The organism is Draconibacterium sp. IB214405 (assembly GCF_033963885.1).
In the GTDB taxonomy this organism is placed as follows: Bacteria; Bacteroidota; Bacteroidia; order Bacteroidales; family Prolixibacteraceae; genus Draconibacterium.
Genome location: NZ_JAXBMA010000001.1, coordinates 1,341,267 through 1,360,466, shown reverse-complemented (window position 1 = coordinate 1,360,466; position 19,200 = coordinate 1,341,267). Strand labels below are relative to the sequence as shown.

The following is a 19,200-nucleotide window of genomic DNA, read 5'->3' as shown; positions in this document are numbered from 1 at the left end:
TTACTTTTTAAAGCTTTTGGATATGCCTGACCTACTAGTTTTGTCGATGGTTGTATCGTAGGTATCCAGGCTTTCAACGTAACGCAAAAACTCTCCAATTCCATTCGCACGGGTGGACGTGTTGTGCGCAGTGAAGCATGCTCCCTGCTTCATTTTTGGGTCCATTGCGATGAAATAGTTTTTGTACCAGTATTTATCGGCATCGCAAAAAACAAAATCGAATTCTCCTTTTAATTTTGGTACCATTTCGTGCGCATCGGCCAATCTCACATCGATATATTTCGAAACACCGGCCTTTTTAAAATTAGCTTTGGCCTGTAAATAGCGTGTTTTATCAATTTCAATGGTAATAAGTTTTCCTCCTGTTTTGCTCAAAGCCCAGGCAATCCAAATGGCCGAATGACCAGTTGAAGTTCCGATTTCAACAGCCGAGGTGTAGCCATTCTCCACAATAATATCGTATAAAATCTTTCCGTCGGTTAACGGAACATTCATATCGCGCCATTCGCTGGCATTGTTTTCAAGAAAAGCCTTAATTTTTTTATCCAAAGAATTTTCGGTTTCGGGATATTGTGCATAAGTGGAAAGAACAAAAAATAGTCCCAAAAAACTTAGTGCGATCGATCTGTAATTCATACGTTTAATACTTGTTATCAAATTGGCTTTAGATTATCGGAGCAATAGAAATCCTGTTTTTCTTTTCCTACGTAACAGGAAATCGGTTATAAAGTTAAAAGAAATATGAATTAAATCGGGCATGATTTGGGAAAAAGCAGCTACATTATTTTAACATAATCAAATATATCGACATTTATAGATAAATAGATAAAAATTTGGCCATTTCGGATAAATGTACCGGTACCTATTAAAAAATTCGTTATATTTGTTATGCATTTGGGATTCATCCCATATTGTGTGTTTGGGGGTTAACATTTAGGAAGGAGACTATTGAGTCTCCTTCTTTCTTTTTATACGAAACGCTCAAACTCCCTTTCACGGCAGGCTTTTTCATCAATCTTAATCCAATTACATTCAAGGCCTTGTACATAGGTCATTATGAAAATTGTTGTTTTTTTCTACTTTTGTGCCGAATTAAAATTTTTGAGAATGAAAACAGCTGAAATACATACTTCAAAAGGAGTAATGAAAGTAAAGTTTTACGAAGAGGATGCTCCGGGAACTGTTGCCAATTTTGTTAAGCTTGCAGAATCAGGCTTTTACGACGGATTAACTTTTCACCGCGTTATCCCTAACTTCGTAATTCAGGGGGGATGTCCGGACGGAACCGGAGCAGGAGGACCTGGCTATTCAATTGATTGCGAAACCGACGGAAATAACCAATACCACGATAAAGGCGTTTTATCTATGGCACATGCCGGAAGAAACACCGGTGGATCACAATTTTTTATTTGCCACAACCGCGAAAACACTCAACACCTCGATCGTCATCATACATGTTTCGGACGTGTTTTTGAAGGACTTGATGTTATCGATGATATCAGACAAGGCGACGAGATTGAAAAAATCATTATCGCTGAAGAGTAAGAGCAATTACATCCAGATAGATAAAGGGAACCGTATTCAGGTTCCCTTTTTTTATGTTGTTAATCAACGAATTTTCGATTGGCTTAAATTGATTTCCTCCGATTCAACTTTTCCTTTGTTTATATAGCAAAATAGTACGTTCTATTATTCGCACTTAACTCCCTTCCGGTACAGATTATCCAGCTTTTTCTAAACGACGAGAAAACGCTCACTCCTGCGTTCTTGATAATTCAACTTTTTGACTCAAAAAGTAGACTTACGAAAAATAGAAAAATTAATATTTAGCTATTGCAAATGTCATTTTCATCCTATTTATTTGTTACGGTAATGTGTACTTAAATTTGTAGATTAATAACTATCAATACCGTTAACATATTTCGTTTTTAAGATCATTTTTAACTCAATTAACTGGCACGAAATGGCAAATAACAAACCGAAAGTAATTAAGGATTATAGCAAGCTGGACAAAGAGCTGCAACAGCAAATCAAATTGATTTATGCAGATGGTTTTGCTGAAAATCTAATCCATTTTTTTGATAAAACCGGGCAGAAAATAACAGTTTTACCTTTTGAAACAGAAGATAAATATTACATGTTAAGAATGACCGAAGGCGAAGCCGTTGCTTTGGTTGACGAAGACGACGACTACGATGATGACGGATTCTTAAAAGACGAGGTGAAACAGGATTACGAAGATAAATATTCGGACCTCGACCACGTAGCAGATCAGTTAGAAGATTAAGCATAAAAAAGCAGGTATACATTTCGTACACCTGCTTTTTCACTTTTAATCGGATACCTGGTTTTCTATGCCAACAAGGCTTTAACTTTATCGGCAATATCTTTTCCGTCGGCCTGTCCGGCCAATTTCTTCGAAGCAATTCCCATCACTTTTCCCATGTCTTTCATGCTGCTTGCACCAACCTGTTCAATAACGGCTTTTACAGCTGCCGTTAAATCTTCGTCCGACATTTTTGCAGGCAGGTAACTTTCGAAAATAGCCACCTGTTTCATTTCCTGTTCGTACAAATCGTCGCGGCCCTGCTCTTTGTAAATAGTTGCCGAATCGGAACCTTGTTTCGCCAGTTTTGAAATAATTTTCAGTGCATCCTCATCGGCCAAAACTTCGCCTGCCCCTTTTGCTGTTTGCGCCTCAATCATTACCTTTTTAATGCCACGCAAAGCTTCCAACTTATCTTTTTCGCGGGCTTTCATTGCCGCTTTTATGTCTTCATTAATTTGATCAAATATTGCCATAACTTTTAGTTTTTATTAATCTACGTTATCGTGAAGATAACTGTTTCTGTCTGATATGCGGTTGTCGCGGCCTACTGAATATCCGGAACGGTCGCGCTTGTATTTTGGGTCGTTGATACGAATATTGCGGCGTTTAAAAGCCGGTACATTTTCCAGCTCGTCTACATCGTCGTCGCTTAGGTTAGCGTAATCGTTCACGTCAATTTCTTTTTCGGCACTATTTCGCTCGCGCGAAGTTATCGGATATAGGTTTTCGAACTCATCATCGTCGTTTCCGTTATTGTTGGTGACGTTAAATTCAAAAGTCGACTGGCTTCTGTTTTCTTCATTTTTCTGCTCCGAAAACTGATCATCCTTTGTTGCCGATACGGTTTCTTTTTCGAGTTTATGCGAAACCACTTTTCGCTGGCTTTGCTCTGATAGTTCTGAAATAATACTTGTTGGAAATCCGGTAGCAATAACCGTTACAGAAAGTTTATCGCCGAGACTTTCATCTTTCCCGTTTCCCCAGATCAAATCGGCATCAAAACCAGCCATGTTTTGCACATAATCGGTAATGCGGCCAACTTCATCCATAGTAACTTCTTTGTTTCCCGAGTTGATATTTACCAAGATATTTCGTGCTCCGCGAATTTCATTGTCGTTTAACAATGGCGAGTTTAATGCTTTTCTCACGGCATCTTCTGCCCGATCCTCCTCGTCGCTCACACCGGTTCCCATAACCGCCATACCGCTTTTTCGCATCACGGTTTCTACATCGGCAAAGTCAACATTTATATATCCGGGAACAGTAATAATTTCAGCAATTCCTTTGGCTGCAGTTGATAACACATTATCGGCTTTGGCAAAGGCTTCCGAAATGCCAAAATCGCCAAACATCTCGCGAATGCGTTCATTATTGATTACCAACAACGAATCGACATAAGTTGCCAGTTCTTTAATGCCCTCGTAAGCTTGTTTTATGCGTCTTTTTCCCTCGTTTCGGAATGGGATGGTAACAATGGCCACCGTAAGGTAACCCTGCTCTTTACAGCACTGTGCAATAACAGGAGCAGCTCCGGTTCCGGTTCCGCCTCCCATACCGGCTGTTACAAATACCATTTTAGTATTTTCCGACAATGTCTTTTTTACATCCTCGATGTTTTCAATAGCCGCCTGCCTGCCCACTTCCGGTTTATTACCGGCTCCGCGTCCTTCGGTTAACGACGCTCCAAGTTGCACCCGGTTACGGATAGCACTTGCCTCCATAGCCTGTGCATCGGTGTTGCAGATTACAAAATCCACATCGCGAATTCCGTGCTTAAACATGTGGTTTACGGCATTCCCGCCACCACCGCCAACACCGATTACCTTTATCGCGGCACCGGGAGTTTTTTCCATTACAAAATCAGCCATATCTTCCATTTTCTTCACCTTGTTTTGTCGTTACTAATCAAGAGGTTGATCTTCATCACCATCATTAAAAATCTTGCTGCCAAAATTTTTATAAAACCAGTTATCGATGTTCGATTCAGTAACAGGCTCGTCTTTCTTCTCTGCCTTTTCCCTGGTTTTGGTCTTTTCTTTTGACTTCCAGCTAAAACCCGTTGATTTGGATTTTGGCCTGGCTTTTGGTTTTGGTTGCGGAGGAACAAACATTATGGTTTCTTCCTCTTCCGGCTCTGGCTCGTATGGTTTTTCTTCGTAAAAATCAGATGTAAATGTATCAGCCGTTTCGTTTATCGGCTCTTGCTCGACAACTGTATCTTCCAGATCGTCGTCGAGGCTAAAGTTTTGCACTTCTTTTTCGGGTTGCAATTCTTTGTTGGGATTGGTATCAAAACCTGTGGCCAAAATGGTCACACTAATTTTGTCGCCAAGTCGCTCGTCGTAGCCGTTACCCCAGATGATATCGGCATCCTGACCAGCTTTTTCCTGCAGCGATTCAATAATTTCTCCAATCTCTCCTATCCTGATCTCCTCACTTCCGGAGATAATATTCAGTAGTATATTTTTTGTTCCGAATATATCGTTACTATCCAGTAATGGCGATTCCAGCGCGGCATTCACGGCTTCCATGGCACGACCTTCGCCTGTGGCAAAACCGGTACCCATTATGAATACCTCGCTTTTTTGCATCACTGTTTCCACATCGGTGTAGTCGATGTTTACATTTCCGTGAACGGTTATAATTTCGGCAACTCCCTTAACAGCCGTTGACACAATATTGTCGGCCATTTTAAAGGCCTGACTTGCCGGCAAATCGCCATAAATATGATGCAATCTGTCGTTACTTATAACCAGCATACTGTCGACAAATTCCGCCATTTTATCAATGCCTTCCTGTGCTTGTGCACGGCGTTTATTTCCTTCGGCCGGCGCCGGAATGGTCACCACCGCAATGGTTAAAATGTCGAGTTCGCGGGCCAGGCTTGCAATTACAGGTGCGGCTCCGGTTCCGGTTCCGCCTCCCATTCCTGCAGCGATAAACAACATTTTTGTATTATCTCCCAGCACCTTTTTAAGGTCTTCGTAATTTTCGCGGGCGGCTTCGGCTCCCCTTTCAGGTTTATTTCCGGCTCCCCGTCCTTCTGTCAATGTGGTTCCAAGCTGAATTTTAATCGGCACAGGACTGTTGTCCATGGCTTGCGAATCGGTATTACAGATGATATAATCAACACCCTTAATTCCCTCTTCGAACATGTGATTGACCGCATTGCAACCACCACCGCCAACTCCAATTACCTTAATAATTGATGATGCTGCCTTCGGAAATTGAAAATTTACTAAATCTTCGGTCATATCTTTTTGTTTTAATTAAATTCAAGATCATCGTTGTCGTCGCCAAAAAAGTTGATTGCACTTTGCAAAGCTCCTTTAACGTTGGTCATTATACCACGTCCGCTTCGGTGCACTTTTGGCTCGGGCAATATTCGTTCTTCACCAACATTTTGTGAAATCGAAAGTTTTAAAGCTCCCAATGCCGTTAAAAATGCCGGATTTTTTGCCTCTTCTCTACGATTTGCTGGAAGAATTACCGGGTGTGCCCTACGCGCATCCAAGCCGGTATGAAATTTCACCAGCGTAATAATGTGCCCCAGGTTTGAGGTTCCTCCGGACAGAACAATCCCGGTTCCCAAACGGTCGGCAACTCCCGATTTTTCGATCTCGGCTACCACACAATCCACAATTTCTTCCAAGCGTGCCTGTATAATGTACGCCAGACTTCGAATGGTAATTTCTTTTGGTTCCCAGCCATTGTTTTTGGCGATGGTAACCGTATCCTCCGTTTTAATCTGATCGCCCAAAGCTTGTCCGTAACGCACTTTTAGCAACTCAGCTTTTTCAAGAAATGTAGAACAACCTACTTTTAAATCGTTGGTTATTACTGCTCCTGCAAACGGAATAACAGCTGTGTGAACCAGCGCATTTTCGTAGTAAATAGCCAGGTTGGTAGTACCGGCTCCAATATCGAGAACCATACTACCCATTTCCTTTTCAGGTTTTGAAAGCGCGGCTTCTGCCAGTGCCAGCGACGAGTGAAAAACTTCCCCAAGCTCAACTCCAACACTTTCCAAAACGCGGTTCAGAATCTGGTATTCCTGATCAGGCATAATCACCAGCTTGTAACGGGCTTCAATCTTTTTCCCTGTGGCTCCTACAGGTTTTAGCTCCTCCGTTTCATCATCGATAATAAACGACGTTGGAATAACTTTCAGAATTCGGTAATCATTATTTATCTTCAGGTTTTTCGCTTCACTATACAGCTCATCGATATCCAGGCTTGTTACCACGCCACCTTCGCCGGTAAAACGCGAAGCTTTGTAGTCGATCGTTCGCATACGTTTTCCGGCGTACGCCACATCAACAACCGTAATTTCGTCTTCCAACTGCACATCCAACTGTTCCAGCACTGCCGTAATGGACTCCGTTGCATCAGCAAGATTAAAAATCATTCCTCTTTTAATGCCTTTCGAGGGCACCTGGGCAGTTCCCAGAATTTCCATTTTCCCCTCGGCAGTTGCCCTTCCTGCAAGCGCAACCAATTTTGAGGTTCCCATGTCGATAACAAACGAAAGATTTGTTCTTGAAGCCATAATTATCTTCTTTTTGCTATTACCTGATCTTTATATTTTAAACTGATCGTTTTGTATTTATTCCAATTATTTTTTGCCATAATCTGCTTGTAGAAAGCTTTCATATTCCGCAATTTTTCCGGGTAATTTTCAAGCCCACCAAACTCAATGGTATGGTCGCCAACCAACGGAATCAACAATACATCGCCATCTTTTTGCACATGAATCTGCTCAATCTGTGCGTTCCAGAATTCGTCGTTTTCAATCGTTAAAACGCAAGGCAAAAGTGTTTCTTTTGCATACTCCTCGCTGATGTTTCCGGTAGCAACCAACACATTGGCCGCATAATTTGTCGACACAGGAATTTTACCACCAAACTCATCGAGGTAGTAATTTCCTTTGTCGGAAAAAATACGAACCACCGGTTTTCGGTGTTGTACATCAATGGCCAGCACTCCTTTAAAAGTAGCGCTGTCGGTTCGGGTAACAACTTTATAAACCTCGGCATTTAAAATCGCTTCGTGTTTTTCAACCGCTTCTTCAATTTGTACTGTGTTTATACTATCAAAATCCTTACCGATTAAATTTTTATCGATCGACTTCACCAGATTTACCAGCTCTGTGCGGTCAACTTTTATCACCTCGTCCGGATCGTAATTTATTTCAATACCGTTGCAAGTGGCATGATTGTACTTCAATGAAGTAAACGCCAGCGTTGCCAGCAGAAACGCCAACAACACCAACAAACCACCTATTTTTGCAAACTTCTGTATCATTTTTCTTTACTTTCCATCAATTCAATTATACTTTCCACCATCCGGTCGATGTCGCCGGCGCCTATCGTTACCACGATTTCGTTCGGGTCTGATTTTAGTATTTTTAATACTTCATCGCGCTCGGCCAGCATCCGGTTCTCCAGTTTCATTTCTTTGTAAATGATAGCCGATGAAACGCCGGGAATTGGTTCTTCGCGTGCCGGGTAAAGTGGAATAAGAATGGCTTTATCCAGTAAATCCAGACTTTTTGCAAACTCTAGCGCAAAATCCTTGGTGCGCGAAAACAGATGAGGCTGAAAAATTCCGGTCACCTTTTTATCGGGGAACAAAGCTTTAACCGAAGTAATAAACGCTTCTAGTTCCGCAGGGTGATGCGCATAATCGTCAATATAAATCCGATTCTCCGAACGGTAGCAAATATCAAAACGACGGGCAACACCTTCGTAATCTTCAATACCTGCTTTTATAGCGTTTGCCGAAGCTCCGGCCAACCATGCCAAAGCACTGGCTCCAACTGTATTTTCAACGTTTACCAGTCCCGGATAATTCATTTTGCAGTTGGCAATTATTCCTCCGGGTGTTTTTAAATCGAACGAATAAAAACCTGTTTCTGCATTCAATTGCAAATTCAGCGCAGCAAAATCGGTTCTACCTTTTAATGAGTATGAATAAACTTTTGCGCTGGTTTTCGAAGTGTCAAGTTCAACACCTTCTTTAATCACCAGGCTTCCGTCGGGTCTGATCTGCGAAATAAATTTCTCGAACGACTCAACGATCTTTTCCTTTTCGCCATAAATATCTAAATGGTCGGCATCAACCGAAGTCACCAATGCCAATTGTGGTTTTAGGTGCAGAAATGAACGATCGAACTCATCGGCTTCTGCAACAATCCAAGGCGAATCGTTTTCAGGAAGCACCAAGTTACTCCTGAAATTTTTTGAAATACCCCCCAAAAATGCACCACATCCTTGCTCTGTTTTACTCAGAATATTGGTAACAATAGTACTTGTTGTTGTTTTTCCGTGTGTACCGGAAACGCCAATTCCTTTGCGCTCGTTGCAAATCATACCAAGCACTTTCGCCCGCTTAAATAAACCTATTGGCTGACTTTTAAACCAGTTCAGTTCTTTATGCTCGTCGGGCAAAGCCGGTGTATATACAGCAATGGTTTCAGCCGGGTTCCATTTCGACGGAATATTTCTGATATCATCATCAAAATGCACATCAATTCCCTCTTTCTGAAGCGCATCAGTCAGTGCCGTTTCAGTACGATCGTATCCTGCCACATTGCGCCCCGAATATTTAAAATACCGGGCCAGCGCACTCATCCCTATTCCTCCGATCCCAAGGAAATATACATTCTTTATTTTCTGAATGTTGTCCATTCTATTGTCTCACTAATTTTTCTACTTCATCAACTATTTGTTTGGTAGCCTCAGGTTTCGCCAGCTCTTTACTTTTTGCTGCCAAAGCACTGCAACGCGCTTCATCATTCACCACCTCAAAAGCCAGCGGAAATAATTTCTCGTTGATCTCATTATCCCGCACCATTAAAGCAGCATCCTGTTCTACCAACGCCATGGCATTTTTTGTTTGATGGTCTTCCGAAACATTTGGCGAAGGCACCAATACAGAAGCTTTCCCAACCAAACACAACTCCGAAATTGTTCCTGCTCCTGCTCTTGAAATCACCAGATCAGCCACTTCGTAAGCAAAATCCATGCGTGTTATAAACTTATGGATCTGCAGGTTTTTCGGTTTTGTTTCTTTCAGCTCTTCCTGAATTTTATCGAAATAATATGCCCCAGTCTGCCAGATCACCTGAACTCCGGAAGCAGCTATTTCCTTTATATTTTTAAGTACGGCCTGGTTTACTGAACGCGCACCAAGACTGCCACCAACAATCAATACAACCTTATCTTCCTCGCTTACTTCAAAAAACTCAAAAGCTACTTTTCTATTTTGTTTTTCGGTCAAATTTTCGCGCACCGGATTTCCGGTAAAGATCAGTTTTTCGGCCGGAAAAAAGCGCTCCATTTTTTCGTAAGCCACACAAATTGTATTCACCTTCTTGCTCAGTAGCTTATTGGTGATTCCGGCATACGAATTTTGCTCCTGGATTAAACAAGGTACCTTCCCTTTTGCAGCTGCACGCAGCAATGGACCGCTGGCATAACCACCAACTCCAATTGCTACTTCAGGATTAAAATCGGCCACAATCCTTTTTGCCAACTTCGAACTCTGACGCAACTTTTTAAAGAACGTAATCATTTTCATGCTGGGTTTCCGAGGAAATCCCATCACCGGCAAACCAATAATTTTATAACCGGCGGCTGGCACTTTCTCCATTTCCATCCGGTCTTCGGCACCAACAAATAAAATGTCAGCGTCAGGATTGCGCTTTTTAATTTCGTTGGCAATGGCCAGTGCCGGGAAAATATGTCCTCCGGTACCGCCTCCGCTAATTATGGCTTTATTTATTCTTGTCATCATTCTCAATTTCGTAATCTTCATCCGGAGCTTTAATCATAATAGGTTGCTCCTCAACTTCTTTGTTCTGCTGATTTTGGTGACTCACACTAAGGATCAAACCAAAAGCCAGCGATGTAAACAACAACGATGTTCCACCTAAACTAATCCATGGCAGCGGCTGTCCGGTCACCGGTAACGCTCCACTTGAAACACCTATATTTATCATGGCCTGAAAGACAAGGACCAATGTTAATCCAATTACCATAAATGCCGGGAATGTTCGTGTGGCCCGCCTGACAATCACCACTCCCCTGAAAAAGAAAATCAGGAAAAGCATGATTACAGCAATGCCGCCCAACAAACCATATTCTTCAACGATTATGGCAAAAATAAAATCATTGTACGCAGCGGCCATGTAATTACTTACATCAGAGTGGCCGGGACCTTTTCCAATAATTCCGCCCGAATAAATGGCCAGCTTTGCATAGTCGGCCTGTGTAATTCCCTGTGATGCTTCCGGTGGCGGAGGATTGACAAAACGTTCAATCCTACCTTTGATGGTATGCACACGGCCAATACTATCCGGCAAAAGATCGGCAGTAAAATAAATTGTTACCACCAAAGCTATTCCAATACCAACTAGCGAAAACAAATATTTTAATGGAATTCGGCCGCAAAACATCATCGTCATGATTGTTGCGAAAAGCAATGCCGAGGTTGAGAAATCGGATATAAAAATCAAACCACAGACAATAGCTGTATAAAAAATTATCTTCTTAAAAGCTTCCCACAAATCGCCTTTTGTTTTTTGGCGTTTTCCTAAAATTTTGGCCGAATATAACACCAACGAAATCTTGGCCATTTCGGCCGGTTGAAAAGTTGCTCCCCAGAAATTAAGTGTACGTCCGCTGGACGAAACAAAGGATGTTCCGCGCATCACAACGGAAAATATCAAAAAACCGATACTTGCAAGCAAAGCCCACCATGCCATTTTTGAGTACAACTTTATGGGTAACACATTCACCATGAGCAGAATTACCCCAATTCCAGTACCTAAAAATACTACCTGACGGAACAGGTATTTCATCGTGTTTCCGTGAGCCACACGATAGGCCAATGCGCCTGTTGAACTGTACACAATAAGCAGCGACAACACCGATAACAGCATCAGCACCATCCAAAGCACGCGGTCGCCCTTAAATAATTTCAGAATGGAATGTTGCATTACAAATTCCTTACTTCTTTTTTAAATTGATTTCCTCTGTCTTCGTAATTCTCAAATAAATCGAAACTTGCACACGCCGGCGATAAAAGTACCGTGTCGCCATTTCTTGCCAGGTAGTAAGCGGCTTTTACAGCCTCTTCCATGCTTGAAGCGTCCACGATGTCAGCCACGCAATCCCCAAAAGCTTCATGCAGTTTTGCATTGTTTTTTCCAAGACAAACAATTGCTTTCACCTTGTTAGTCACAAGTCCTTGCAACATGGTGTAATCGTTTCCTTTGTCCACTCCTCCGGCAATCCAGATCACCGGTTTGTGTACACTTTCCAACGCATACCACGATGAATTAACGTTCGTTGCTTTCGAGTCGTTGATAAACTCGATGCCATGAACTTTCAGAAAACGCTCTAAACGATGCTCCACACCAGTAAAGTCGGAAAGGCTTTCTCTCAATTGTTCATCCCTGATTTTTAATACCATGCTTGCGATGCCCGCGGCCATGCTGTTGTAGGTATTGTGTTTCCCCTGTAAAGATAAATCCAGTATCGACATGCTGAATTGATTTTGATTAAAGTTGATAATTATCCGATTGTCTCTCACACCTGCTCCAGGCCCGGCAGCCTCTCCCAACCCAAAAGGAAGTTGAACAGGTTTTATCTCTCTTTTATTTATTTCGTTTTGAATCACTTCATCGTCGTCGCAATAAACGAAGTAGTCATTTGCTGTTTGATTTTGAAGAATCCTGAATTTCGAGTCGGTGTAGTTTTGCATATCGTAGCCGTAACGATCGAGGTGATCGGGTGTAATGTTCATTAACACCGCTACATCGGCTTTGAAATCATACATTCCGTCAAGTTGAAAACTGCTTAATTCGATTACATACACATCAAAATCCTCTTCGGCTACCTGCCATGCGAAGCTTTTACCAACGTTTCCAGCCAGACCAACATTTACACCTGCTTTTTGCAGAATATGATAAGTGAGCAAAGTGGTAGTTGTTTTGCCGTTGCTTCCGGTAATACAAATGGTTTTGGCCGACGAAAACCGACCGCCAAATTCAATTTCCGAAATCACCGGAGTACCTTGCTCCTTTAGTTTTTTAACCAGCGGTGCAGTTTCCGGAATTCCCGGACTTTTCACAACCAGTTCAGCGCTCAGAATCTTTTCTTCAGAATGATGGCCTTCTTCAAAATCGATTTTATAATTTGAAAGAACGTCTTTGTATTTTTCCTTGATTTTTCCAAGGTCGGACACAAATACATCGTATCTCCTTTTTTGTGCAAGAATGGCTGCTCCAACGCCGCTTTCGCCTCCACCTAATATGGCTACCAATCCTTTCACTCTATCTCATTTTTAATGTTGCAATTGTGATCACTGCCAGAATAATTCCGACAATCCAAAAGCGTGTTACAATCTTCGGTTCGGGGAAACCTTTTTTCTGAAAATGATGATGAATCGGGCTCATCAGAAATACTCTTCGTCCTTCACCATATTTTTTCTTAGTGTATTTAAACCACCCCACCTGAATAACCACCGACAGGTTTTCGATCAGGAAAATCCCACACAAGAGTGGAATCAGAATTTCCTTGCGAATGATCACCGCGAACACAGCAAGAATTCCTCCCAGCGCCAAACTTCCGGTATCGCCCATAAAAACCTGTGCCGGGAAAGAGTTGTACCACAAAAATCCGACAGTGGCACCAATGAAAGCCGCAATAAACACAGTCAATTCACCAATGTTCGGGATGTACATGATATTCAGGTAATCGGCGTAAATAACGTTACCACTTACATAAGCCAAAATACCCAGTGTGGCCCCGCTAATCGCTGAAGTTCCGGTTGCCAGCCCGTCTATTCCGTCGGTAAGGTTTGCCGCATTCGACACAGCAGTAATAATCAAAATTATCGCGATGGCATAAACCAGCCATTTCAACCACCCTGCAGCATCGCCTGCAAAAGCTACCAACCATTCATAATCGAATTCGTTCTTTTTAATAAAAGGAATGGTTGTTTTGGTCGATTTCACATCTTCCATTACAAACTGATCTGTTGTCTCGCCGGTTGCCGGGTCAACAACTTGTTCTGTCAGAAAAGTTCCGTTCTCATCACTTACATGCTCACGAACTTTTACATCTTCGCTGATAAAAAGTGTGGCGGCAACAATGAGCCCCAAACTCACCTGACCCAGAATTTTAAATTTACCGGCCAGTCCTTCTTTATTCTTTTTGAAAACCTTGATATAATCGTCGATAAAACCGATCATCCCCAAGAATGCAGTAGTGATCAGCATCAACAGGATGTAAATATTATCGAGGCGGGCAAACAATAAAGTTGGGATAATAATGGCCATAAGAATGATGATTCCCCCCATCGTTGGCGTTCCCTGTTTTTGCATCTGTCCTTCAAGACCAAGATCGCGTACCTCGTCGCCTATTTGTTTACGCTGCAGAACCCGAATCAGCCTTTTCCCAAAAATCGTTGTAATAAACAACGAAAGAATAATTGCTGCTGCCGAACGAAATGAAATACCCGGTAGCATTCCAATTCCCGGAATATCGTATCCTTCTAAAAGCTTGTATAGCCAGTAAAACATAACTCGATTTTAATTTTTTAGTCCAAAACAGTTCCTTACTTCTTCTCTGTCGTCGAAATGATGTTTCACACCTTTTATTTCCTGGTAGTCTTCGTGTCCTTTGCCGGCAATAAGTATGATATCGCCCGGTTGTGCCAGCATCACCGCAGTTTTAATGGCATCGCGACGACTCACAATCGACACCACTTTATTTTTATATTGCGGCTCCACACCGGCTTCCATATCTTTAATTATTTCTTCAGGATCTTCGCTTCTTGGATTATCAGAAGTTAAAATAACTTTGTCGCTTGCAGCTAAAGCTTCCTGCGCCATTTCCGGGCGCTTTGTTTTATCGCGGTCACCACCGGCACCAACCACAGTAATTACCTGCTCGTTTCTTGTTCTAATTTCAGCAATTGCAGCCAACACATTTTTCAAAGCGTCGGGTGTGTGAGCATAATCAACAATGGCGTATTTGCCGTCTTCACTCCGAATGGTTTCGAAGCGGCCTTGTACCGATTGCAAATTGCTGATAATGGTTAACACCTCATCTTTGTCTTGCCCCAATTCAATGGCAGTGGCGTAAACTGCCAACAGATTCGACGCATTGAACAAACCAACAAAACGAGTCCATATTTCCTGCCCGTCCATATTCAGCAGCATTCCGTCAAAGTGGCTTTCAATTACCTTGCAACAGTAATCTGCCATGGTGCGATTTGAGTATGTCAGTTTTCGGGCTTTCGTATTTTGCAGCATCACCAAGCCATTTTTATCGTCAGCATTAACCAATGCAAAAGCATCTTTTGGCAAACCGTCGAAAAAGGCTTTTTTAGCTTTTATGTATTCAGCAAAAGTTTTGTGGTAATCGAGGTGGTCGTGCGTGATATTCGTAAAAATACCTCCCGCAAACTGAATCCCTGCGATGCGTTCCTGATGAATGGCATGCGAACTCACTTCCATAAAACAGTACTCACAACCTGCTTCTGCCATTTCAGCCATTAACTGCTGAATCTTCAATGCATCAGGTGTGGTGTGCGAGGCAACCTCCTCTTTCTCGTTTATTTTGTATGAAATTGTTGAAAGCAGACCAACATTGTAGCCCTGCATTCTGAATAGTTTATGCAATAAACTGGCGATACTGGTTTTTCCGTTTGTACCGGTAACACCAACAACCTTCATTTTTGATGATGGAGAACCATAAAAAGCAGCTGCTATTTCGCCTAACACTTTATTGGAATCTTCAACTTTTATATAAGTGACTGCAGCGGTTTGTTCTTCCGGAAGATCTTCACAAACAATTGTTGTTGCACCTTTTTCTATGGCAGTTCCAATAAAACGATGCCCGTCAACAGAAACACCCTTTTGCGCTACAAACAAATCATTCGCTGTGATTTTCCTTGAGTCGAACTGAATGCCGGCAACTTCTTTATCCATGCTACCAATGCATTCAACAATCCCTATATGTTCCAACAATTTCTCTAGTTTCATCTTAGCTTAATGAGAGATATACCGTTTGTCCCGGGCGATACGAGCTTCCGGGCCTTAACGATTGTTTTTTCACCTTTCCTATTCCGCTTATTTTCACTTTCAAGCCTGCATTTTCCAGGAGAAATATTGCATTGCTGACGCCCATTCCAACTACATCGGGAACAGCATTAACCGGCACCACATTCTCTTCCAGCACAATGATGCTGTCTTGCGTGTTCATCGACACCATTCTTGAATCGGGTAATCCTTGCACATTCTTTAACTCCAGTGCTTCTGCCAAACGAAGAATATCGTCGCGCTGCCCATTTTTTATCTCAGGAACATCCTCGCCGTCACGCTTATCATTTTCAGGCGATGGATTTGTTATCTGGCTGGCGTAAATCTTCTCTGATATCTCTTTAAAAACAGGTCCTGCTACCGCTGCTCCATAAATCGAATTCCGGGGCTTTTTAAAGGTCACTATCAACGAATACATCGGATTATCTGCAGGAAAATACCCCACAAACGAAGCGTAGTAAGCTCCGTATTCGTAACCTTTACCATCCGAACGAGCCACACGTGCAGTACCGGTTTTACCGGCAACTTTAAAATGTTCTCCCTGCACACCACGACCGGTTCCGTTCTGGCATACGCCTTCCAACATAGCCTGCGCTTTGCCAATGGTTTCTTTCGAAACGATCATCGGATTCAACAATTCGGGTTTAAATGTTTTTACCAAAGCACCACTATTGCGAATTTCCTTCACCAAACGCGGTTTTACCATGGCACCGTCGTTGGCAACTGCATTGTAAAAATTCAATATCTGCAATGGCGTAAGACGCAAATCGTAACCGTACGACATACGACCTAAAGTGGTAGTTCCCCACCAATCCGCATTTCCGGGGTATTTTATATATGGCTGTCCTTCTCCGGCCAGTTCCAGCTCCAAAGGTTTTTGAATACCAAATCCATAAATCCGGTCCACATAATCTTTTGGATTATTTGTATACTTCGACAATATCACTTTTGCCGTACCAATATTCGATGACTGCTCCAGGATTTGTTTCACATTTATTTTTCCGCAAGCATGATCGTCAGTAATTTTTTCCTGCGCCCAATAACCGTTTCCGGTATCAAATACATCACTGGTATCCACCACGCCGTCTTCCAGTGCCACCATTAACGAGACCAGCTTAAATGTAGACCCCGGTTCGTAACAACCACGATGACCGAGTGCGTAATTATCTTTTTCATAGAATCCTTCTTCTGTTTTACCGAGGTTCGCAATCGCTTTTATCTCCCCGGTTTTTACCTCCATCAACACCGCAGTAGCCCATTCCGGATTCGATTTCAGCGCCTGTTTGTACAAAGCACTTTCGGTAATGTCCTGCATTTTTACATTAATGGTGGTAATAATATCCATCCCATTTTGTGGCTCAATCTCAGTTCGTGTTACCCAACGACCGGAAAGGTTTTGTTTGTAGCTGATACCGTTTTCGCCACGCAAATACATTTCGTACGAACGCTCCAAACCGTTGTACCCCACCGGAACCGGAGTTAAGGCATTTTCTTTATTTAAACTACCAATAGTTCGCTGAGCCAAAATCCCAAGTGGGTTGAGACGTTTGTTCTCCTGCTCCACGATTAGCCCACCACCAAATCGTCCGCGGCGCAAAATCGGGAAGTTTTTGAATTCTTGTAATTGATTGTAATCTATTTTATCAGGAGTGAGCAGATAACCACGATTCCTGTTTTTATAGGCAGAACGTAAACGTCGTGCATATTCCTTTTTCGATGCATCTTTGTAAAAACCCGATAAATACCAGGCTAGCGAATCCACCTCGTTATCGAAAACTTTTTTAACGCCTTCGGCTGCCAAATCGATGCGGATTTTATATCCCGGAACCGACGTAGCCAAAACACTGCCGTCGTCGGCACAAATTGTTCCCCGCACCGGTGGAATTACAACCGTATTATTGCTCAGGTTTTTCTCAATTTTCTGCCAGCGTTCGTTTTTAATCTGCTGCACAGAAACAAGTTTCACCACAACATAAGCACCAAACAACGTCAACACGAAGTATACAATTGCAATACGCGATAATATGGTTTTCCTGATCCCCACTTCTAATCTTCTTTTTCAACCGTTATTTTTTGCGGCGGACGCATTGGCTCCTGCAAACCAATTCCGGCCTCCTCAACTCGTTTTGCTACTTCCGACGGACGACTGGCGTCCATCAATTTGGCAGAAAGTGTTACCGATTCCGATCGCAACTCTTCCAGTTCTTCCTGCAACACCACAATTTCGCGCAACGTACTTTCCGACCAGTTTCGGTTAGCGATTAACAACAAACCCAAAACAGCAAGAAATCCCACAAACGGCATTTGCCGCAAAGTGCGCTCATCAGTCAAGATGGTACCTCCGATGAAAGACTTCATTCCGGCACGTTTTCTTGTATTTTTATTTTGTTCTGCCATCCTTAAATTAGTTCTGCTATTCTAAGTTTTGCACTTCTCGACCGAGGGTTTGTCTTCAACTCCTCTTCTCCGGCCACAATCACTTTTCGGTTTATGATTTTAAAAGGTGACTGTACATTTCCGTAAAAGTCCTTCTCGATCTTTCCTTCAAAATTTCCCGACTTCATAAAATTCTTACACAAACGATCTTCCAAACTGTGATAAGTAAGAATTACCAGGCGACCGCCGGGTTTCAGAATATCGAGCGAAGTAGCCAGAAATTCGCGCAAGGCCTCCATTTCTTCGTTCACTTCAATGCGAAGTGCCTGAAAAACCTGTGCTAAATATTTATTCTCGATCGCTTTTGGCGCACACAACGATGCAATTTCTTTTAAACGCGTAGTTGTTTTTATCGGCGCTTCGTTTCGGGCTTTTATGATTTGTGCCACCAGTTTTCGGGCGTTTTTCACTTCGCCATACATCCGGAATATCATCTGAAGCTTTTCTTCGTCGTACTCATTCACCACTTTTGCGGCATCAAGTCCGGCTTCGCGATTCATACGCATATCGAGCGGTGCATCAAAACGAAAAGAGAATCCGCGCTCCGCTTCATCAAACTCGTGCGACGAAACACCAAGGTCCGCAAACACAGCATCTACCTGCTCTACATCGTAATACTTCAGAAAATTGCGTACGTAACGAAAATTATGACGACTAAAAAAAAGCCGGTCATCCTCTATGGCATTCCCGGCAGCGTCTTCATCCTGATCGAAAGCAAACAAACGACCACTACTGTCAAGTGCATTCAAAATCATTGCCGAATGACCGCCACCTCCAAAGGTAGCATCGACAACACTGGCCCCGGGATGCAGATTCATCCCTTCGATACTTTCGGCTGCCAAAACCGGTATGTGATAAACATCAGACATCTTCCCTACAAATCAAATTCTCTCAACATGTCCAGATAAGCATCATCAGATATATCGTCGGCTTGCGCCACGATCTCGTTGCTCAGGCTAATAGAGGCGCCCATTCCAAGAAATGTCACCTTGCCCTCCAGGTTCGCGTACTTTAAATATTCATCAGGAATATTTATCCGACCGTTTGCGGCGAGACTAACCGGAGCAAAATTCCGAAAGTACTGACGCAATGCTGCAAAGTGTGCAGGATTGGTACTGGCGCGTACTTTCGCCTGAAACTTCTCCACTTTCTCCTGCCAAACTTCCATCGGATGAATATCGAGGCATTTTCCCAGTCGGTTTTTCTCCAGAACAACCTGATCAGAAATATCATCGCCCATCGCCTTCTTAAAAGCCGACGGAAGAACCACCCGCCCTTTGTCGTCGATGGTTGCCTGATATGTTCCTGCGAAAAATGCCAT

Annotated in this window: 18 protein-coding genes; 2 read left to right on the top strand and 16 right to left on the bottom strand. The window is 42.7% G+C overall.

The window, feature by feature from the left end; all coding sequences use genetic code 11:
* Entirely contained in the window at nucleotides 1–636 is a 636-nt protein-coding gene (locus SLH46_RS05345) for an O-methyltransferase (protein ID WP_320280125.1), read from the bottom strand.
* 471 nt (nucleotides 637–1,107) lie between these two features.
* Here SLH46_RS05345 and SLH46_RS05340 point away from each other — a divergent pair, with 471 nt between their 5' ends.
* Together SLH46_RS05340 and SLH46_RS05335 are read left to right on the top strand one after the other, a co-directional pair.
* Nucleotides 1,108–1,545 carry a peptidylprolyl isomerase gene (locus SLH46_RS05340; RefSeq protein ID WP_320280124.1) on the top strand — a complete coding sequence of 146 codons (438 nt, stop codon included), beginning with the start codon at nucleotides 1,108–1,110 and terminating at the stop codon, nucleotides 1,543–1,545.
* 418 nt (nucleotides 1,546–1,963) lie between these two features.
* A complete protein-coding gene (locus SLH46_RS05335; protein ID WP_320280123.1) occupies nucleotides 1,964–2,287 on the top strand; it encodes a hypothetical protein in 324 nt (107 codons plus the stop codon).
* A 65-nt stretch (nucleotides 2,288–2,352) separates the two neighbouring features.
* On the opposite strand, the gene SLH46_RS05330 is transcribed toward SLH46_RS05335, so the two are convergent.
* Genes SLH46_RS05330 through SLH46_RS05260 form a run of 15 tightly spaced genes read right to left on the bottom strand, consistent with a single transcriptional unit; the run spans nucleotide 2,353 to nucleotide 19,200 of the window.
* Nucleotides 2,353–2,802 carry a GatB/YqeY domain-containing protein gene (locus tag SLH46_RS05330; protein ID WP_320280122.1) on the bottom strand — a complete coding sequence of 150 codons (450 nt, stop codon included), beginning with the start codon at nucleotides 2,800–2,802 and terminating at the stop codon, nucleotides 2,353–2,355.
* A gap of 15 nt (nucleotides 2,803–2,817) precedes the next feature.
* Complete coding sequence (ftsZ, locus tag SLH46_RS05325; RefSeq protein WP_320280364.1) at nucleotides 2,818–4,206, bottom strand: cell division protein FtsZ; 1,389 nt, start codon at nucleotides 4,204–4,206, stop codon at nucleotides 2,818–2,820.
* A gap of 24 nt (nucleotides 4,207–4,230) precedes the next feature.
* A complete protein-coding gene (gene ftsZ / locus SLH46_RS05320) occupies nucleotides 4,231–5,583 on the bottom strand; it encodes a cell division protein FtsZ (RefSeq protein WP_320280121.1) in 1,353 nt (450 codons plus the stop codon).
* Nucleotides 5,584–5,594: 11 nt separating this feature from the next.
* A complete protein-coding gene (gene ftsA / locus SLH46_RS05315; RefSeq protein ID WP_320280120.1) occupies nucleotides 5,595–6,878 on the bottom strand; it encodes a cell division protein FtsA in 1,284 nt (427 codons plus the stop codon).
* 2 nt (nucleotides 6,879–6,880) lie between these two features.
* Nucleotides 6,881–7,633: a cell division protein FtsQ/DivIB gene (locus SLH46_RS05310; RefSeq protein WP_320280119.1), complete on the bottom strand. Its 753-nt coding sequence runs from the start codon at nucleotides 7,631–7,633 to the stop codon at nucleotides 6,881–6,883.
* On the bottom strand, nucleotides 7,630–9,018 hold the full coding sequence (gene murC / locus SLH46_RS05305) for a UDP-N-acetylmuramate--L-alanine ligase (RefSeq protein ID WP_320280118.1): 1,389 nt from the start codon (nucleotides 9,016–9,018) through the stop codon (nucleotides 7,630–7,632). Before murC ends, SLH46_RS05310 begins: the two co-directional genes overlap by 4 nt.
* A gap of 1 nt (nucleotide 9,019) precedes the next feature.
* Complete coding sequence (gene murG, locus SLH46_RS05300) at nucleotides 9,020–10,123, bottom strand: undecaprenyldiphospho-muramoylpentapeptide beta-N-acetylglucosaminyltransferase (RefSeq protein ID WP_320280117.1); 1,104 nt, start codon at nucleotides 10,121–10,123, stop codon at nucleotides 9,020–9,022.
* Nucleotides 10,107–11,330 (bottom strand): FtsW/RodA/SpoVE family cell cycle protein, encoded by a 1,224-nt coding sequence (locus SLH46_RS05295; protein ID WP_320280116.1) that lies wholly within the window; start codon nucleotides 11,328–11,330, stop codon nucleotides 10,107–10,109. The genes murG and SLH46_RS05295 overlap by 17 nt, the downstream gene beginning before the upstream one ends.
* Nucleotides 11,330–12,667 (bottom strand): UDP-N-acetylmuramoyl-L-alanine--D-glutamate ligase, encoded by a 1,338-nt coding sequence (gene murD, locus SLH46_RS05290; protein WP_320280115.1) that lies wholly within the window; start codon nucleotides 12,665–12,667, stop codon nucleotides 11,330–11,332. Before murD ends, SLH46_RS05295 begins: the two co-directional genes overlap by 1 nt.
* Nucleotide 12,668: 1 nt before the next feature.
* On the bottom strand, nucleotides 12,669–13,919 hold the full coding sequence (gene mraY, locus SLH46_RS05285) for a phospho-N-acetylmuramoyl-pentapeptide-transferase (RefSeq protein WP_320280114.1): 1,251 nt from the start codon (nucleotides 13,917–13,919) through the stop codon (nucleotides 12,669–12,671).
* A 9-nt stretch (nucleotides 13,920–13,928) separates the two neighbouring features.
* The gene (locus tag SLH46_RS05280) at nucleotides 13,929–15,386 is read right to left on the bottom strand and encodes a UDP-N-acetylmuramoyl-L-alanyl-D-glutamate--2,6-diaminopimelate ligase (RefSeq protein ID WP_320280113.1); all 1,458 of its coding nucleotides are present in this window, start codon (nucleotides 15,384–15,386) and stop codon (nucleotides 13,929–13,931) included.
* A gap of 1 nt (nucleotide 15,387) precedes the next feature.
* Nucleotides 15,388–17,487 (bottom strand): penicillin-binding protein, encoded by a 2,100-nt coding sequence (locus SLH46_RS05275; protein ID WP_320280112.1) that lies wholly within the window; start codon nucleotides 17,485–17,487, stop codon nucleotides 15,388–15,390.
* Between the two features lie 2 nt (nucleotides 17,488–17,489).
* A complete protein-coding gene (locus SLH46_RS05270) occupies nucleotides 17,490–17,801 on the bottom strand; it encodes an FtsL-like putative cell division protein (protein ID WP_320280111.1) in 312 nt (103 codons plus the stop codon).
* A 41-nt stretch (nucleotides 17,802–17,842) separates the two neighbouring features.
* Nucleotides 17,843–18,748, bottom strand: coding sequence for a 16S rRNA (cytosine(1402)-N(4))-methyltransferase RsmH (gene rsmH / locus SLH46_RS05265; RefSeq protein WP_320280110.1), 906 nt, complete (start codon nucleotides 18,746–18,748; stop codon nucleotides 17,843–17,845).
* 5 nt (nucleotides 18,749–18,753) lie between these two features.
* Nucleotides 18,754–19,200 carry a division/cell wall cluster transcriptional repressor MraZ gene (locus SLH46_RS05260; RefSeq protein WP_320280109.1) on the bottom strand — a complete coding sequence of 149 codons (447 nt, stop codon included), beginning with the start codon at nucleotides 19,198–19,200 and terminating at the stop codon, nucleotides 18,754–18,756.

Bases quoted from the DNA above. Each gene is read 5' to 3' on its own strand.
- SLH46_RS05345 (WP_320280125.1), bottom strand. From the start codon at position 636: ATGAATTACAGATCGATCGCACTAAGTTTTTTGGGACTATTTTTTGTT.
- SLH46_RS05340 (WP_320280124.1), top strand. From the start codon at position 1,108: ATGAAAACAGCTGAAATACATACTTCAAAAGGAGTAATGAAAGTAAAG.
- SLH46_RS05335 (WP_320280123.1), top strand. From the start codon at position 1,964: ATGGCAAATAACAAACCGAAAGTAATTAAGGATTATAGCAAGCTGGAC.
- SLH46_RS05330 (WP_320280122.1), bottom strand. From the start codon at position 2,802: ATGGCAATATTTGATCAAATTAATGAAGACATAAAAGCGGCAATGAAA.
- ftsZ (WP_320280364.1), bottom strand. From the start codon at position 4,206: ATGGAAGATATGGCTGATTTTGTAATGGAAAAAACTCCCGGTGCCGCG.
- ftsZ (WP_320280121.1), bottom strand. From the start codon at position 5,583: ATGACCGAAGATTTAGTAAATTTTCAATTTCCGAAGGCAGCATCATCA.
- ftsA (WP_320280120.1), bottom strand. From the start codon at position 6,878: ATGGCTTCAAGAACAAATCTTTCGTTTGTTATCGACATGGGAACCTCA.
- SLH46_RS05310 (WP_320280119.1), bottom strand. From the start codon at position 7,633: ATGATACAGAAGTTTGCAAAAATAGGTGGTTTGTTGGTGTTGTTGGCG.
- murC (WP_320280118.1), bottom strand. From the start codon at position 9,018: ATGGACAACATTCAGAAAATAAAGAATGTATATTTCCTTGGGATCGGA.
- murG (WP_320280117.1), bottom strand. From the start codon at position 10,123: ATGACAAGAATAAATAAAGCCATAATTAGCGGAGGCGGTACCGGAGGA.
- SLH46_RS05295 (WP_320280116.1), bottom strand. From the start codon at position 11,330: ATGCAACATTCCATTCTGAAATTATTTAAGGGCGACCGCGTGCTTTGG.
- mraY (WP_320280114.1), bottom strand. From the start codon at position 13,919: ATGTTTTACTGGCTATACAAGCTTTTAGAAGGATACGATATTCCGGGA.
- SLH46_RS05280 (WP_320280113.1), bottom strand. From the start codon at position 15,386: ATGAAACTAGAGAAATTGTTGGAACATATAGGGATTGTTGAATGCATT.
- SLH46_RS05270 (WP_320280111.1), bottom strand. From the start codon at position 17,801: ATGAAGTCTTTCATCGGAGGTACCATCTTGACTGATGAGCGCACTTTG.
- rsmH (WP_320280110.1), bottom strand. From the start codon at position 18,748: ATGTCTGATGTTTATCACATACCGGTTTTGGCAGCCGAAAGTATCGAA.
- SLH46_RS05260 (WP_320280109.1), bottom strand. From the start codon at position 19,200: ATGGCATTTTTCGCAGGAACATATCAGGCAACCATCGACGACAAAGGG.